A 15,512-nucleotide genomic window follows, 5' to 3' on the forward strand; every position below is an offset into this window, starting at 1 on the left:
GACGGCACGGTCCAGTGGCGCTGGATGTTTCTGGACGATGGTAGCCTGGTGGAGGTCTCACCCGACGGGTACTTCCGCTACACCGAGCACCGCGTGCTGAAGCAGGGGACGAGCCTGTACGAGGAGATCGTCGCCCAGGATGGGGCCCTGGTGCGGTTCGAAGAGCGGGTCCGGGAGGGCACATCGGGCCGCCGCCCCGTGCACCTGACCATCGACGACAAGCGCTACCGCGTCACCTCGACGGGTACCGTCGCCGCGGAAACCCTGGGCGAGGAGCCGGAGCCCCTGCCGTGGCGGTCGTTCAATCGAACGGCGTCGGAGAACGTGTACTTCGGGCTGGTCGACACCGAGGATGAGTCGAACGTGGGGCTCGGGTTGTGGACGAGTCACGTTTGCTTGTCGTTCGGCCGCGAGTTCGACCGAACGGACATCACGGCGATTTATCGGAAGCGCGATCGCTAGCTACGAGATCGCGGCGTGGATCACGATGGCGAGGGCGATGATGAAGGCGGCGGCAAGGATCGCGGCCGCGAGATTGCCGTCCTCGAAGATGCGCCGGTCCAGGTCGGCTGGCGTGAGCAGATCGAAGACGCGATAGCCGACAAAAAGTAGGACGAACCCGAGGACGGCGAACAGGAGGGATACCAGGGCGTTGCGCGCGATCTGCTCCACGGTCGCATTCCTCAGCGTGAAGATGGGGACCGGGGGGACGCCTCGCGTAGTGTAGTGGCCCCGACCGGGGCGGTTCAAGCCGTCGCAACGGATCTGATAGAATTCTTCCGCCTCGACACCGCGAGGGGTGAGGCGTCTCTGGGGCAGTGGCGCAGCGGGAGCGCGCTTCCTTGGCATGGAAGAGGTCAGGGGTTCGATTCCCCTCTGCTCCACCGACCTCGGCGCAGGCCTCCAGAATTGCGCGCGGCCCGTGAGGCCGCGCGTATTTTTTGGTCCGGTGGTAGTTAGGGCATGGCAGATCGATACGACCCGCTAGCGATCCAGCGCCGATGGCAGGAGCAGTGGAGCGAGTCGGGCCTCTATCGCGTGTCGGACTCGTCTGATCGTCCGAAGTACTACGCGCTGGTCATGTTCCCCTACACGTCCGGCGACCTCCACATCGGTCACTGGTACAACTTCGCCCCCGCCGACGCCCACGCGCGGTACAAACGGATGGCCGGCCACAACGTGCTGGCCCCCATCGGGTTTGACGCCTTCGGTCTCCCGGCCGAGGAGGCCGCCATCAACCACGGCATTCATCCCTTCACCTGGACCACCGCCAACATTCGGCGGATGGAATCGCAGCTCCGGACCATTGGCGCCATGTACGACTGGAGCCGCGAGATCGCGACCTGCATGCCGGAGTACTACCGCTGGAATCAGTGGTTCTTCCTGAAATTCTTCGAACGCGGGCTCGCGTACCGCGCGAACGCACCCGCGAACTGGTGTCCCCACTGCCAAACCGTCCTGGCGAACGAGCAGGTGGTCGACGGACGGTGCGAGCGGTGCGAGACGGTGGTGAGCCGGCGCGACCTGGAGCAGTGGTTCTTCCGAATCACCGCCTATGCCGACGAGCTGCTGGACTTTTCGGAGATCGACTGGCCCGAGCGCGTGAAGACGATGCAGCGGAACTGGATCGGGCGGAGCGAAGGGGTCGAATTCCGCCTCAGGGTCGCCGGGCGCGAGGAGCTGGAGATTCCGGTCTATACGACCCGCGTGGATACCGTCTTCGGCATGACCTACGTGGTGCTCGCGCCCGAGCACCCGCTCGTCGACACGCTGGTGTCCGCCGATCACGTCGCGGAGGTCCGGGACTACCAGGAACAGGCGCGCCGCGCGACCGAAGTCGAGCGGCTCTCCACCGAGCGCGAGAAAACCGGCGTGTTCCTGGGCGCTGAGGCCATCAATCCCGCGAACGGCGAACGTGTGCCCATCTGGATCGCGGACTACGTCCTGGCCTCCTACGGGACGGGCGCCATCATGGCCGTCCCCGGACACGACCAGCGCGACCTGGAGTTTGCCCAAAAACACGGGCTCCCGGTGCGAGAGGTGATTCGTCCGCCCGGCGTTTCCGAGCCGTCACGGATGACGGAGGCCTACACCGAGCCGGGCGTCATGGTGAACTCCGCGCAGTTCGACGGGCTTTCGTCGGAAGAGGGGAAGGAGCGGATCGCGGACTGGTTCGAGTCGCTCGGGATCGGGAAGCGGACGGTGAACTACCGCGTGCGCGACTGGCTGATCTCGCGCCAGCGATACTGGGGAACGCCAATCCCCATCGTGTACTGCGACCGGTGCGGCATAGTGCCCGTGCCCGAGGATCAGCTTCCCGTCCTCCTGCCCGAAGACGCGGAATTTCGGCCGACGGGCCAGAGCCCGCTCACCTACGACGAGGAGTTCGTGAACACGACGTGCCCCCGCTGTGGCGGGCCCGCTCGGCGCGAGACCGACACGATGGACACCTTCGTCGACTCGTCGTGGTACATGCTCCGCTACTGCAATCCGCACGTCGAGGGAATGCCATTCGACCGCGCGGCGGTCGAGCATTGGATGCCGGTCGATCAGTACATGGGCGGCGTCGAGCACGCCGTGATGCACTTGCTCTACGCGCGCTTCTTCATCAAGGCGCTCCGCGATCTCGGCCTCGTCTCCTTCGGCGAGCCCTTCCTCCGTCTGTACAACCAGGGAATCATCCTCGGTCCCGACGGGAGCCGGATGTCGAAGTCCCGAGGGAACGTCGTGAATCCGGACGAGTACGTCGAGCGGCTCGGCTCCGATGCCGTGCGGTGCTACTTGATGTTCATCGGGCCCTGGGACTCCGGGGGGCCGTGGAATCCGCAGGGGATCTCCGGCATCGACGGCTTTCTCCACCGCGTCTGGGCGCTGGCGACGGAGGGCCCGGGGGACAGCGCCCCTGCCCGTGACGGTCCCGCGGACGACGAGGCGCGCCGACTGATCCACAAGACCATCAAACGGGTCACGGATGACTTCGACCGATTCAAGTTCAACACCGCGCTGGCCGCGTTGATGGAAGCCACAAACGGCCTGTCGCGCATGCGGGGCCGGGTGGCGGGCCGTGCGTGGAACGACGCGATCTCTTCGCTCGTGCTCCTGCTGGCGCCCTGCGCCCCCCACATCGCGGAGGAGCTGTGGCACCGGTTGGGTCACTCGGAGAGCGTCCACCGGCAGAACTGGCCCGAATACGATCCGTCGCTGACCGCCGAGCGCACGATCACGTTGATCGTCCAGGTCAATGGGAAGGTGCGCGACAAGATCGAGGCGCCAGCGGACATCTCCCAAGCGGACGCTCAGCATCTCGCGACGGAGAGCCCCCGGGTCCGAGCGCACCTGGACGGCGCAACGGTTCGCCAGGTGATCTACGTTCCCGGTCGGTTGATCAACATCGTCGCCCGCTAGCGCAAGGGGGACGATCCGTGGTCGGAGGGGGCGCAGCTGGCGTCGTGATCCCGCCCATGGGGGTGGGAGAGATCGTCGACGGCGGGCTGACGCTCGCGAGGCGCAACTTCCGCTTGCTGGTCACCATTGCCGCCTGGGGCGTGCTTCCGGGATTCGCCGTCCAGGCCCTGGTGAGCGCGGCCGGAACATCGCCCATTGCCCCGGTGCTCGGGAGTCTCGTCGGGGCGGTCCCGCACGCGCTCGCCTGGATCGCCCTCTCCGTCGCGTGCGCCTGGCTGGTGGATCCGCAGTTCGCCGACGGCAGCCCGACGACGGCAGGCTCTTTCCGCGTTGCGCTTCGGCGCGTCTTCGCGATGGTGCGCTTGATGCTCGTTCTGGCCGTCGTTGCCCTCCCCCTCGTGATCTTCTTTCCTGTCGGGATCTACCTCGTCGTGCGCTGGGCCGCGGCGACGAACGTCGTCGTCGTCGAGCGCGCCGGGGCGCTGCGCGCCCTGCGGCGCAGCTGGGAGCTTACCGCCCGTGCGTGGTGGCACACCGCGGTGGTGATCCTCCTCGCTACGATCGCCATCGCCGTTCTGGAGCTGGTGCTGACCGGCATGGTCGGAATGGTCATCGGCATCGCGCAATTCTTGCTGCAAATGCCCACCGCGACCGTCGTCCTCGCCGCGACGTTCCGGTCAGCCATATCGCTCATCGTCCTCCCGTTCACAGCGGCGATCCTCACCGTCCTGTACTTCGAGCTGCGCGCGCGTGCCGAGGGTTACGACCTCAATCGTCGGATCGTCGAGCTGGCGGCCGCGCGACCGTGAAGGCGCTCGCCGTCGGCGCGGCGATCGGGCTCCTGCTCGCGCTGCGGTCGCCGGAATCCGCCTTCGCGGACGGAGACGCGGCGGTCCGAACGGCGGCAAGCCTCGTCCATGAGGCGCGAACGGCGGAGGGCGACGACCCTACGCGGCTCGCGAACCGCGCCGTGGACGCGCTCGAATCCGACCCGGCGACGCGCGGATGGCAGTGGCTCTCGGAGCCGCTTCGCGAGACGCCCGCCGATCTACAACGCGCCGCGGCTCGGCTGGACGCGGCTCAGGCTATTGGGGCGGGCGGCACATCGTCGCCAGACTCCGCCGACGTCCAGTCCCTCCTCGCCAGCGTGTTCGCTGACCCGCGCTTTCACCGAACGGACGCCGCCGTTTCGCTTCCGGGTTGGCTCCTCCCCGCCGTCCTGCTCGTCGAGAGGTTGCTTGGCCTTGCATGGAACGTGGCCCGTTGGCCGTTCGATCGGCTCCTGGATCTCCTCGAGGCGGTGCTCTCCGGTCCGCTTGTCGTGGCGCTCTGGCTGGTCCTGGCCGTCGCGCTCGCCTCGCTGTATCGGTTCGGCATCCGCGCGGTCCTCGTTCGCCAGGCGGAGGCCTTGGCGTCGACAGGCAACGCGAAGCTGACCGACGCGCAGGCGCTAGTCTCGGCGCACGAGTGCGCCACGGAGGGAAGATACCGGGACGCGTGTCATTTCCTGCTGCTCTCGGCGCTCCTCTTCGTCGAGGAGCACGAGCGCGTACGATTCGACCCCTCCGCGACCAATCGCGAGCATTTGCGCCACGCGCGTTCGGCCGTACGTCCCGCCATCGCACGAGCCCTCGGGCCGCTGGTCAACGGGTTCGACAGCCTCTGGTATGGGGCCGCAGAGGTAACCGAAACGGATTATCACGACCTCCTGATGCTGACCGGGGCCCTTCGCGAGGCCGCGGCGTGAGGAGTTGGCTCGGTGCGCATCGCGCTATCCTCGTTCTCGCCGGCTTTCTGCTCATCGGAGCCCTGGTGGGGCAGGTCGTCTCCGAACGGGTGAGCGATCGAGAAGAGCCGAAGCTGACGAGCACCGACGCGCAGCGGGATGGCGCCCTTGCGCTCGCGCTTCTTGTGGAGCGCCTCGGATACCGTGTCCAGCGCCTCGACCATTCGAGCGACGCGCTGGACGGGTCCGCCGGTGCGCTGTTTGTCTTGTGGCCCGTTCGACCGTTCGAAGAAGCCGAGACGAGCGGGCTGGTGAACTGGGTCGAGAGCGGCGGCGTGCTCGTGTACCTGCCTGCGCCGGGGCTGGCCGCGACCGGCATCGGTCAAGGTTCGCAGGATGCGCTCTCTCGGCAGCTCGAGATTCGGTTGACTCCGGTCCCGTGGACCGAATCCGCGCGATCTACGCCGGGGCTCATGCCGGCCGAGTCCGTGTTCGCGGTCGCGTCGTCGTGGGCCCTCGAACTCGGCAACGACGCTTGGGTGCCGCTCCTGGCGGAAGAGGGGCGAGTCTTCGGCGCCGCGCGGGGCTTGGGCACCGGGCGTGTGTACGTCGCGTCGTCGGATGCGCTGTTTGCGAACCAGTCCATCGCGACCGATGCCAATGCGACGTTTGCGGTGCACGCAGTCGCGCAGATTCCGCGATCGAAATCCGTCGTATTTGAGGAGTCTCACCATGCGCCCAGCGCCGCACAGAATCTCACCAGCGCTGCGCGGACGTCGCCATGGGGCTGGGCTATCGGGTACACGGCGCTGATGAGCTTCTTCTTTGCCCTGTGGGGAGGGCGCCGGTTCGGGCCGCCCATCGCCGCGGTCCCATCACCCGCCCGGTCATCCGGTGAGTACGTGACGGCGCTCGCGGGACTATTGCAGCGGGCGCGCGCGACAACGTGGATCCAGAAGCGATATGCTGCCCAGGTTCGACGTCGAATCGCGCATCTCATCGGCGTGCGGGCGGACCTCCCGAGCCGAGCGCTCGCGGACCTCCTGGCGCAGCGCAACCCCGTCGACGCCAGCCGGTTGGCCGAGGACCTCGAGGTGCTCGGTTCGGGCGCTCTCAGCGAGGGTGCGCTCCTGGATCGGGCGCGGGAGATCGAAAGGATGTTGAGCCTTGAACGACGGTGATCCCGCTACGGCCATGGGCCCTCGCCTGCAAGCGGTATGGCAGCGTCTGAGGGACGCCGCGGCAACCGTGGTCGTTGGGATGGAAGAGCCCTTCCAGCAAATGGCCATCGCCCTCTTCTCACGCGGCCACGTCCTCGTGGAGGGAGTGCCGGGCACGGGGAAGACCCTCACCGCGAAGACACTCGCCCGCCTGGTGGGCGGCGATTTCGGCAGGATCCAGTTCACACCGGACATCATGCCGTCCGACGTCGTGGGCACGAGCGTATTCGATCTCGCCACGAACAGCTTCCACGTTCGCACCGGTCCCATCTTCGCCCAGATCCTCCTCGTCGACGAGATCAATCGCGCTCCCGCGAAGACGCAGGCAGCGCTCCTGGAGGGCATGGAGGAGCGGCAGGTGACGATCGAGGGCCAGACGTTCCGCCTCCCGTCGCCATTTCTCGTGGCCGCGACCCAGAACCCGGTCGAGTACGAGGGGACCTATCCGCTCCCGGAGGCCCAGCTCGACCGATTTCAGTTCAAAGTGCTCGTCGACTATCCCACGGCCGACGAGGAGGTTGACGTCCTTCGCCGACACCGGGATGGCGGCGATCCCCACAACCTGGTCGACTCGCTCCCCGCCGTCGTTTCCGCCGCCGACGTGGAGGTGATGCAGCGAGAAGCCGCGCGCGTACGGATCGACGACGCGGTCCTCCGGTACATCACGGAGATCGGCCGCGCGTCGCGGCAGTCGCCGGACCTCGTTCTCGGCGCCAGCCCCCGGGCTTCGGTTGCCGTCATGCGCGGCGCTCAGGTGCTTGCCTTGATGGAGGGGCGCGACTTCGTGATTCCCGACGACGTCAAGGCCCTCGTTCCACCCGCCTATCGCCATCGCATCATTTTGAAGCCGGAAGCGGAGATTCAGGGCGTGACGCCTGACGACGCGGTCGCGCGGATCCTCGCCGGGCTGGAAGTTCCACGCTGAACCCGCCTTCTCCGCCCCATGTGCGAGGGCGACGAGCGCCCGTTGGCCGTGAGCGATGACGACCTGGCTCCGCGACGTCCCCGCGCCCACAATCCGCCTGTTTCTCCTTACGCTCGCCCTCATCATCCCGATTGCGCTCGGGCAGGTCGCGCCGGCGTTTCTCGGCGTGGCGGCGTCGGCGGCGTTGCTGCTGTTCTGTGCCGTTGGGGCCGACGTTGCCGTAGCCGTCCGCCCGTGGCTGCTGTCGGTCTCGCGACGCCATCACCCGCGCCTGTATCTGGCCGCGGACAACGCCATCGATCTGGTCGTCGACAACCGCTCACGCCAGCGGATCGACATCCGCCTTCGGGATACGCCCCCCGCTCAATTCAGGTCGGAGCGACTGTTCAGCGAGGGGGCAGTTCCCCCCGCTGGCGTTCGGGTCTTCTCCTATGCGACCCGTCCGCTGGAGCGGGGCCGCTACGCCTTCGGCGACGTGACGCTTCGCTGGCGCACGCCGTTCGGGCTGCTCTGGCTCCAGCGCACGATCCCGATGGCCGAAGACGTCGATGTGTATCCAAACCTCCTCGAGGCGCAGCGGTACGACCTCCTGGCGCGCAAAGGACTGCTGCGGGAGATGGGCCTCCGGACAGCGCGCCTGCTCGGCCGCGGGACCGAATTCGAAAGTCTTCGCGAATACACGCGGGATGATGAATATCGGCGGATCAATTGGAAGGCCACCGCCCGGCGGCACCGACCGATCACGACCGTCTACGAGACCGAGCGCAACCAGCGCCTGATCGTGATGCTGGACGCGGGACGGATGATGCTGTCGCGAGTCGGCGATCTCACAAAGCTCGACGCGGCCATCAATACGGCGCTGATTCTGTGTCACGTGGCGTTGGCTCGGGGCGACCGGGTCGGGCTGCTCAGCTTCGCCGACCGCCTGCACGCGTATACGCCGCCGCGTCGAGGGCGCGCCCACTTCCTTCGAATCTTGGACCAGCTCTCCGCGGTTCGGCCGCAGCCGGTCGAATCGGACTACGCGCTCGCTTTCGGGCGGCTGGCTTCGGACCTCCGCGGCCGCGCCCTCATCACCCTCTTCACGGACCTCGCGGACCCCGACGTCGCGCGCCTGATCGGCCGACACCTGGCGCTCCTCGCGAGGCATCACCTGCCCCTGTGCGTTACCATGCGCGACCCCGACGTCGACTCGTGGGTCGATCGAGAGCCGGGCGACACGCACGAGCTGTACGCGAAGGTCGTGGCGGACGACGTGATGGCTGAGCGCACAATCGTGCTGGACCAGCTACGGCGGTCGGGGGTGCTCACGGTCGATACGCCGGCTGATGGGCTGACGCCGGCGACGATCAACCGGTACTTCGAGATGAAGGCGCGCGCGCTCCTATGACGTGGCCGCGGCGGTCGGCGGGGCGCGGCCCGCGAGGAGGAGGTACGCGTAGAGCGCGACGGCGGTCGCGAGCCCGATGGCGAGCTTCCAGGGCCAGGGAAACTGCGCGGGGGAGACGAAACCCTCGATCGAGCCGGCGGCGATCAGCAGCGGGAGCGTGCCCGTGAGGAGCCGGGTGCTCCGACGGCCGGCGGCTACGAGGGCCGCGCCGCGTGGCTGGAGACCGGGCCACACGATCGCGCGGCCCAACATCAACCCGCATCCGCCTGCGATGACGATGACGCTCAGCTCCAGGAAGCCATGGGGCGCAACGAAGCCCACCAGGCGCGGAGCGAGCCCGTATGCGATGAGCCCGCCCGCGACGGCCCCGATGTAGACGCCGTTGTAGACGAGGCTTGCCGCGCTGCCGACTCCCGCGAGCATCCCTCCGCCGAGCGCCAGGAGCGCGACTCGGATATTGTTCGTCATCACGAACGCGGAGACGAGGGAACGGCGCTGGATGTCGACGTCGAACCACGAGGCTCCGTTCTTGATGGCATACACCAGCTCGGGGGAGAGGACGAGGCCGGCGTTGGCGGCGTCGGCCACGACGGCGACGGCCATCGCAATGAGGGGAACGAAGAGGAGCGCCGCGGCGCCCAGTAAGAATGGCCAGGCCGACCGATATTCTCGCGGAAGATCGGATGAAAAGAAGCGGAGGACTCGACGGGATGACGCTGGACGCTCGCGATAGACGACGGCGTGGCCGCGCGCGACGAGCTGATTTACGAAGACCGTCGCGCGATCGTCCGGGAAGTCGCGTCGGGCGATGGCCAGGTCGCTCGTGGACCGTCGATAGAGGCGCGCCAGCTCCTCCAGCTCGTCGACGGACAAGGAGCCTGGCCGCCGCGTGGCCCAGTCGAGAAGCTCGGAGAGACGCTCCCATCGGCCGCGCCTGCGCTGCACGAACGATTCGATCACGGTAGGTGGGGGGTCGGCTGCATGCGCGAGGATTATAGGCTGCTCACGCCGGAGAACGTCGAGCTGCGGTTCGACGTCGCGGGCCTCGGCTCGCGCCTGGGCGCCGCGATCATCGACTATGTTGTCATCGGGTTTTCCTACGTGGTGCTGATCGTCGGCGGCATGGTTCTCGGCGGAGCCGCCGACGCCGCGATTCGCGCCTGGGATCCGGGAGGCGCGGCTGCCATCGCCGGCCTCTTCCTGGCAGTGAGTCTGATCTTTGCGTTTGGTGGGTGGTGGGGCTACTTTCTCCTCTTCGAGCTGGTCTGGAATGGCCAATCGCCGGGCAAGCGGCTTCTTGGGCTCCGAGTCGTTCGGCGCGACGGACGGCCGCTCGACTTCGTCACCGCCCTCGTCCGGAACGTGCTGCGGTGGATCGACCAGGCGGCCCTGATCGGCGTGTTCGCGATGGTGGTGGACGGATCGAGCCGCCGGCTCGGCGACATCGCGGCCGGCACAATCGTCGTCCGCGAGCCCCGCCGCCTGCGGCAGCGGGCGCTTGCAGCCGTGGAGCTGCCGCGTCCAATCGCCGCGAACGCATCGGCGCACGGGAACACGGGCAAGCTGACGATGGCTCACTACACGCTGATACGGGACTTCTTCTCCCGCGCCGATCGACTGCGGCCGGAGGCGGCCGACGCGCTGGCGTCGCGCCTGGCGGGCGAAGTTGCGCGCGTGCTGGACCTGGACCCGTCGCGCATCGGTCCGCCCGAGGCGTTTCTCGCGGGCGTGGTCCGCGACTTCGACGAGCGCCGCCGCTACGCCGACACGGAGTAGGAGGATCGAAAGCGGCCCAACCGGCCGCTGGTATAATCATGCTCCGCGCCGAAGTGGCGGAATTGGCAGACGCGCTACGTTCAGGGCGTAGTGGGAGTACTCCCGTGGGGGTTCGAGTCCCCCCTTCGGCACCAGCGGGCGAACCGCCGAGTCGTTTCTTCTGGGTAGGGTTCGAGACCGGAGGCTCCTCGCAGTGCCAGCTCGCACGGACGCCGGCCCGATGCACACACCCTGGGGGCGCCCCGTGAGAGGCTTGACTCGCTCCGGGCGTGGCACCAACCGGGGGCTTTGGAGACAGCCGATTCGCCCCTGTATCATTCGTGCCGTGCGCCCCCCCAGTGTGAGCGCGACGTAAACGGCCGGATGGGCGATGCCAATCATGAGGAGGCCATGACATATCGAGACCGCGCAGCATTCCAGCCGCCATGTTTGTGCTCCTCGGATGGGCGGGCCTCGCTGCCCTCGCGCTGCCTTTAGGGACCGCTGCCCAGAGCACGGCCGTCGCGTCGCTTGCGCCGCCGAATGCGCCGCCTGCCCCCCCCCATCCCCCACGTCACCGCAGAGATGGCAGCCTTTCTACGATCCGCTCCTAAATGCGACCCTACCAAACCGCTGCCCGCAAGTCCGTATCCGCATCTGGCCGGCTGCAGGGCGGTGCCTGGTAGCAACCCCGCTGCCTCATCGCACGGCGACGGCTTCCCTGATACGCGGCTGCCAGCCGCTCCCACGCCTACGTCCGGCCAAACGACCAGCGCTATCAACCCACCCGACGAGGGGCCGACTGACCCAGGGGTCTCTGCGGCCTCGATCCCAGTGCCACATTTTGCCATGGCCGCCTACCTGCCGCGGTGCGGCCCAAATCCGAACGGCGGGAGAACTTGCCAGTATTGGGCCGGCTCGTTCAACCAGTCGACAATAGCTGGCACTAACGCTACCCCATGGGCTATCGCAGAGGATCCGCCCCCGGGCAGCTGGTACAGCTCGGTATCGGATCGCGTGCTTGTGTCCCTCTATTCTGGCGCTCCGAAGTATTTTGAGGTTGGCTACGCGCGAGACACAGGCTTCGGAGCCGCCTGGCTTTACGCTCAACGGCATGGACCCGAGTTCCCCGGCGGCCGAGAGGACCCGCAATGGTATTGGGCGCTGCCGGACAATAGCTTCTCGCGAGTTGGCATGCAAGGAGATTTTGGTGAAATTGGCCCGCTCTGGGGAGCTTGGTGGCTCGACCCCAGTCAAAACTGGGTGTTTCTCACGTCCTATGACCTCGGGGGATCTAGCCCGACGATAGCTTACTCGGAAGCCTTCGTAGAGGTGCTGGACAGCACAGGCGGGCTCTCCTGGGCGCCAGAAGATCTTACCTGGGACGTCGAGGATGTGACCTGCGTTGGATGCCCCTATCAGTTGCGCACCGCCCCGCCGTTCAACGTCGTCTGGGTCAATGCAAGCGGGCCGAACAGTTCGTGGTCCTGGTGCGTCAGACCGAACCAGTGGTACTACGAATATTGGGAGGACGCCATTCAGGGTTCTAGATGCCCTTGGGTCCCCTAGCGGAAGACCCCGGGTCCATGTCTGTGTGCCAAAAAACGCGACAAGTCTTCACGTCGCATTGCCGTAAGCCGAAGCCAGACCAATGAGTCAGGAAGAATCCCATGAGGAACGGCCGAGCCGGCAGAACGCGGTGACCCAAAAACCGGTCCGCCTCGCCCTTTCCGCTGCTATGGTCATGCTGGTGGTCGTTGGGGTGTATCTGGTTGGAAGGAGCGTCCTTGAGGCGCAAAGCGCGAGCTGCCTGGCAGAGCAGCAGCGAGAGTTGGAGGAGTCGCTAAGGCGTCCCCATGGCGGCGGCCTGCGGTTACTTGCGCCCTGTCCAGGTGAGGGCGAATAAGCCGCCTGCACGTAGGTCACTCGAAGAGAGGTCGAAAGGGCCAGCCGGCTGCACCAGGCGGCCCCCCGAGATTTGGAAAAAAAACGATCCGCGCCGAAGTGGCGGAATTGGCAGACGCGCTACGTTCAGGGCGTAGTGGGAGTACTCCCGTGGGGGTTCGAGTCCCCCCTTCGGCACCAGCGGCCGCGTGACCTCGCTCTCCCCGTTTGGAGCGTCCGATAGCCGTCATCGTCGGCCTGCTCGGCATCACCCTCAACGTCGTTGCGCCCGTCTTCCTCATGGCCGGCGTGGGATTTCTCGTCCGACGGACCCTGGCCATCGACGTGCGCGCCGTCGCGCGGCTGGCCCTCTACATCTTCGTCCCGTCGTTGCTGCTGAACTCGCTCTTGACCGCGACGATGGGCGGACAGGAGATGCTCCGCATCGCCCTGTTCGCCGTGCTCCTCACCGCGATACTGATCGGCCTTGGGACGCTCGCAGCGCGGGCATTCGGGCTGTCGCGGTCGGAGGCCTCCGGCATGACCTTGTCCCTCGCCTTCGTGAACGCGGCGAACTACGGCCTTCCGGTGACGTTTTTCGCCTTTGGCCAGGACGGATTCGATCGCGCGGTCATCTTCGCCGCCTTCGCATCGATCCTGCTCTTTACCGTGGCGGTGCCGGTCGCTGCGGGCGGGAAGCTGCCCTGGCGCGACGCGGTGGTCCCGATGGTGCGCCTCCCCGTGATCTGGGTCGCCGTCGCGGCTGGGCTCCTGCGAATGCTCGGTATGGAACTTCCCCCTGTCATCCAGCGGTCCGTAACGGTGTTGTCCGGCGGCGCCATCCCCATCGTCATCATCCTGCTGGGCATGCAGGTGGCCAGCCTGCGGCTCCAGGGAGTCGGCCTCCCGCTAGTCGCCACGTGCCTGGGCCGGCTGATTCTCTCGCCGGCCATCGGTCTCGTCCTCGTTTCCCTCCTTCAGCCCTCGCCGCTGACGGGCAAGGTGTTGGTGCTGGAGGCGGCAATGCCGACCGCGGTGAACGTGACGTTGCTGGCCTCCGAGTTCGACGCGGAGCCCGACCTCGTCTCGAGCGTGGCACTCGTCACGACGGCGTTAAGCGTCGTCACCATCACGGGTTGGGTAGCGTTCCTCCAAGCCCTATAATCGGGCCGAATCCTTCTCTAGGACTTTTTGGTCTTGGCAGTCCTCCGAGCGGGCGCGCCGCTCAAGCAGGGAACGTTCGTCGTCGTATCGCTCCTGGGCCGCGGCGGGTTCGGCGAGGTGTACCTCGCACGCCAGCCTCGGATGAACCGCGACGTCGCGATCAAGGTCCTCTCCCCGAACGTCGCCGAGGAGCCCGACATCGTTCGGCGCTTCGAGCGCGAAGCCCTCGCAGCCGGCAGCCTCCTCCACCCCAACGTGCTCCCCGTCTTCGACTTCGACTACGACGAGGAAGCCGGCGTGTGGTTCCTCGCCATGCAGTACATACCGGGCGGCCGCACGCTGCAGAGCCTGCTCGGAACCCCTATGGACCCGGCCGAGGTCGCGAACATCATCGCGGCGATCGCCAGCGCCCTGGAGGCGGCCCACGACCGGGGGATCGTGCACCGGGACGTCAAGCCGGCGAACGTGCTGTTGGATGGCCAGCGGCCGATGCTCACGGACTTCGGCATCGCCCATCTCGGGTCCCTCACGGGCATCACCGCGCGCGGAATGGCGATCGGCACTCCGGCCTACGTCTCGCCCGAACAGGGGATGGGGAAGGAGGTCGGCCCGGCCAGCGATCAGTATTCGCTGGCGGTGATGGCGTACGAGATGCTAGCCGGTCGACCGCCGTTCACCGGCGACTCCGTTTCGTTGGTGATCCAGCACGTGAGCAACCCCCCGACGCCGATTACCAGCATCAACCCGGCCATACCGGAAGCGGTGGCGATGGTCGTGGGCCGGGCGCTGCGCAAAAAGCCGGAGGACCGCTTCCCGTCCTGCGTCGCCTTCGCGGAAGCCCTTACCGCTGCCGTGGCCGGAAAGGCGCCACCGGTGGAGGAGGAAGCAGTCGCCCCTCCTATCGGGCCGTCTGCGCCAACGATCGATATCGAGAGCGGGGCGCTGCCCGTGGCGACCGGCGCCGCGACAGTGGGACCGGAGGCTTACCTGGACCTTCCGCCGACCGGCGTGATCAGCGGCCGGGGGGCGCCGGCCGCCGCCGTAGTAGCCGCTCCGCCGGGTCCGGCCCCGGTCTCCATCCCGCTGTGGAAGCGGCCCGTGGCGCTTGCCGGCGCCGGCGCCATCGTCGTCCTGTTGACGGCAGGGGTAGCGGCGAAGCAGATCCTTGCGCCGTCGGCCTCGGGCGACCTACAGGCGCGCCCTGCGAGCAGCCCCGTAGCCGGCGGGGCGAGCCCTGTCGCGGGCACGGCCGCCCCAGCGAGCCCCAATCGCGGCACCCTCGTCATCAGCTCCAATCCCAACGCCGCCCTGATCGTGAACGACGAATCGTACGGACGCACGCCGCTGCAGGCGAACCTCGATCCGGGCGAGTACGACATCAAGCTCGTGGCGTCCACCTACGAGGACTGGACGAGCCACGTGCAGATCACGGCGGGTCAAAGGCTGACGGTGCCCCCGGTAGACCTCGTACCCAAGCCGGCCATCGACGTGATCGGCGAGACCGACAAGAAGGTCGGGCGCGACCCCTTCGTCGATAGCTCTGACATCATCCGCCTCACCACAACCACCCAGAATTTTCGCGTGTCGGACGACGTGAATGCGGTCGTGTATCTGAGTCCCAAGACGTTCGGCATCCGCGACCTGACGTTTAAAGTCACCCTTCAATGGGAAAAGGCCGGCGGGGGTCCGCCGGCGGTTCAATCCGCGGACCAGACGATTCAGAAGGACTGGGAGCAGACGTTCATCCACGCGTGCGCGCCGGCTTCGGTGCTGGACCCGACCGGTTCCAACGTGCCCCTGAGCCTGTCCATCGCCATAGACGACACGCCCTTGGAGTCGTTTTCCTATCAAATCGGACCGGGGAGCTTGGCAGGCGTCGAGAGCCAGTGCAACAAGAAGGTGCTCCCCCGCACCCAGGCCCGGGCGCCCGGCCGGCCTGGTGCGCTCCCGGAAGGCGCGCTCGCATTTGCGGAGGCGCGTTAACTCCGCTAGACTTGCGCTTCACCGCGACCGGGCGAAACGCTGGACGAGTGTACATTGCGA

The 15,512-nt window shown here is 67.2% G+C and carries 12 protein-coding genes and 3 tRNA genes; 13 read left to right on the top strand and 2 right to left on the bottom strand.

The annotated features are described in order from the left end of the window. On the top strand, positions 1-462 hold a 462-nt coding region (locus tag VFC51_08355), incomplete at its 5' end, for a hypothetical protein (GenBank protein HZT07030.1). Here VFC51_08355 and VFC51_08360 read toward each other — a convergent pair. Further along, positions 463-672 (bottom strand): DUF350 domain-containing protein, encoded by a 210-nt coding sequence (locus VFC51_08360; protein HZT07031.1) that lies wholly within the window; start codon positions 670-672, stop codon positions 463-465. A gap of 140 nt (positions 673-812) precedes the next feature. Between VFC51_08360 and VFC51_08365 the strand changes: the two genes are divergently transcribed. The 7 genes from VFC51_08365 to VFC51_08395 all read left to right on the top strand — a co-directional run bounded on the left by VFC51_08365 (position 813) and on the right by VFC51_08395 (position 8,666). Continuing rightward, a tRNA-Ala gene (locus VFC51_08365) sits at positions 813-884 on the top strand. 79 nt (positions 885-963) lie between these two features. Further along, positions 964-3,405, top strand: coding sequence for a leucine--tRNA ligase (leuS, locus tag VFC51_08370; GenBank protein ID HZT07032.1), 2,442 nt, complete (start codon positions 964-966; stop codon positions 3,403-3,405). Between the two features lie 17 nt (positions 3,406-3,422). Next, entirely contained in the window at positions 3,423-4,214 is a 792-nt protein-coding gene (locus VFC51_08375) for a glycerophosphoryl diester phosphodiesterase membrane domain-containing protein (GenBank protein ID HZT07033.1), read from the top strand. Next, positions 4,211-5,152: a DUF4129 domain-containing protein gene (locus tag VFC51_08380; GenBank protein HZT07034.1), complete on the top strand. Its 942-nt coding sequence runs from the start codon at positions 4,211-4,213 to the stop codon at positions 5,150-5,152. Before VFC51_08375 ends, VFC51_08380 begins: the two co-directional genes overlap by 4 nt. Continuing rightward, positions 5,149-6,312 carry a DUF4350 domain-containing protein gene (locus VFC51_08385; protein ID HZT07035.1) on the top strand — a complete coding sequence of 388 codons (1,164 nt, stop codon included), beginning with the start codon at positions 5,149-5,151 and terminating at the stop codon, positions 6,310-6,312. Before VFC51_08380 ends, VFC51_08385 begins: the two co-directional genes overlap by 4 nt. Continuing rightward, complete coding sequence (locus VFC51_08390; GenBank protein HZT07036.1) at positions 6,299-7,276, top strand: MoxR family ATPase; 978 nt, start codon at positions 6,299-6,301, stop codon at positions 7,274-7,276. The genes VFC51_08385 and VFC51_08390 overlap by 14 nt, the downstream gene beginning before the upstream one ends. A 55-nt stretch (positions 7,277-7,331) precedes the next feature. Next, on the top strand, positions 7,332-8,666 hold the full coding sequence (locus VFC51_08395) for a DUF58 domain-containing protein (GenBank protein ID HZT07037.1): 1,335 nt from the start codon (positions 7,332-7,334) through the stop codon (positions 8,664-8,666). On the opposite strand, the gene VFC51_08400 is transcribed toward VFC51_08395, so the two are convergent. Then, positions 8,661-9,626, bottom strand: a complete 966-nt coding sequence (locus VFC51_08400) for a stage II sporulation protein M (GenBank protein HZT07038.1) — start codon at positions 9,624-9,626, stop codon at positions 8,661-8,663. The two genes, VFC51_08395 and VFC51_08400, sit on opposite strands and share 6 nt — an antisense overlap. 21 nt (positions 9,627-9,647) lie before the next feature. Between VFC51_08400 and VFC51_08405 the strand changes: the two genes are divergently transcribed. The 5 genes from VFC51_08405 (at position 9,648) to VFC51_08425 (ending at position 15,452) form a co-directional block, all read left to right on the top strand. Further along, positions 9,648-10,442 (top strand): RDD family protein, encoded by a 795-nt coding sequence (locus tag VFC51_08405; protein ID HZT07039.1) that lies wholly within the window; start codon positions 9,648-9,650, stop codon positions 10,440-10,442. A gap of 47 nt (positions 10,443-10,489) precedes the next feature. Then, a tRNA-Leu gene (locus VFC51_08410) sits at positions 10,490-10,576 on the top strand. Positions 10,577-12,419: 1,843 nt separating this feature from the next. Beyond that, positions 12,420-12,506: transfer RNA gene (locus VFC51_08415), tRNA-Leu, on the top strand. 27 nt (positions 12,507-12,533) lie between these two features. Beyond that, on the top strand, positions 12,534-13,469 hold the full coding sequence (locus VFC51_08420; GenBank protein HZT07040.1) for an AEC family transporter: 936 nt from the start codon (positions 12,534-12,536) through the stop codon (positions 13,467-13,469). A gap of 33 nt (positions 13,470-13,502) precedes the next feature. Next, positions 13,503-15,452, top strand: coding sequence for a serine/threonine-protein kinase (locus tag VFC51_08425; protein ID HZT07041.1), 1,950 nt, complete (start codon positions 13,503-13,505; stop codon positions 15,450-15,452). Positions 15,453-15,512 lie beyond the last annotated feature (60 nt).

It is taken from the genome of Chloroflexota bacterium (assembly GCA_035652535.1).
Classification (GTDB): domain Bacteria; phylum Chloroflexota; class UBA6077; order UBA6077; family SHYK01; genus DASRDP01.